The organism is Erysipelatoclostridium sp. An173 (assembly GCF_002160495.1).
Taxonomy (GTDB): Bacteria; Bacillota_I; Bacilli_A; order Erysipelotrichales; family Coprobacillaceae; genus Thomasclavelia; species Thomasclavelia merdavium.
The window spans coordinates 1-1,024 of the sequence record NZ_NFKR01000104.1; the positions used below are offsets into that span (position 1 = coordinate 1).

Annotated in this window: 1 protein-coding gene; it reads right to left on the reverse strand. The window is 26.5% G+C overall.

What is annotated here, in order from left to right; genetic code table 11:
* A partial coding sequence (locus tag B5F09_RS14565; protein WP_158095871.1) for an AAA family ATPase occupies positions 1-871 on the reverse strand: 871 nt, incomplete at its 3' end.
* Between the last annotated feature and the right edge of the window lie 153 nt (positions 872-1,024).

The window sequence follows — 1,024 nt, forward strand, 5'->3', positions numbered from 1 at the left end:
GAACGCTCCAGGGATTATAAATTTCTGTTTTATCAAATAAATAACCATCATACCAGTCTTTTATCTCATCGCGTTTATTTATCAGATCATAATAATCTAATAAATCATCGATTTCTTCTTGGGTAAAACCAAAACAATCACAGGCATACTGGCTCGTTATTGATCTTACTGTAAAGTTATTTAATCCCGTAAAGATGCTTTCCTTGGCGATTCGTAAACAGCCAGTAAGTATCCCTCTTTCCAATGCATCATTGGTTTTAAGAGCTGATGAAAAGATACTTCTTAAAAAATCAACCATTTCATCATAATAACCATTATTATAGGCACTTTGTAATGGTACATCATATTCATCAATTAATATAATAACCCTTTGTTGATAATATTTATATAAACAATTCGATAAAATTTTTAATGAATTTTTCAATTGCACTTCATCTGGTTTTAAAAATCTAAAATCGTTTAAAATATTATAATCAGCCTCATCAATAATAGAACTATCTAATAACTCTATATTTTTTAATATCAGTTCTTTAATAAGAATGGCAAATTGCTTTTTTTGATCTTCAAAATTTAAATACTGCATATCTTTTAAAGTCAAAAAGATAACCGGATACTGGTTTTGATGTTTTAGGATTTCTTTATCTTTTGATATATTCAATCCTTCAAATAAATAACTATTTTCTTTTTCTTTGTTTGAAAAGAAATAATAAAGCATACTTAGATTCAATGTCTTTCCAAATCTTCTCGGTCTGGTATACAGCATTACTTTATCAGATAATACATCTTCAATTAGGCTTGTTTTATCAACATAATAATAATTATTGTCCAGTAATTCTTTGAAATTTTCAGTTCCAGTACTTATTCGCTTCATTATTATCTTTCCTTTCTTTTTTGTTTATAATTTATATATAAGCCTTTGTAATTATACATTGTTTTTTATAAAAAGATATTCCATAGCCAATTACATTTTCATATCCTTCATCACGTAATCCTTCAATATATCGCTTTTCAATAATCTGATTAC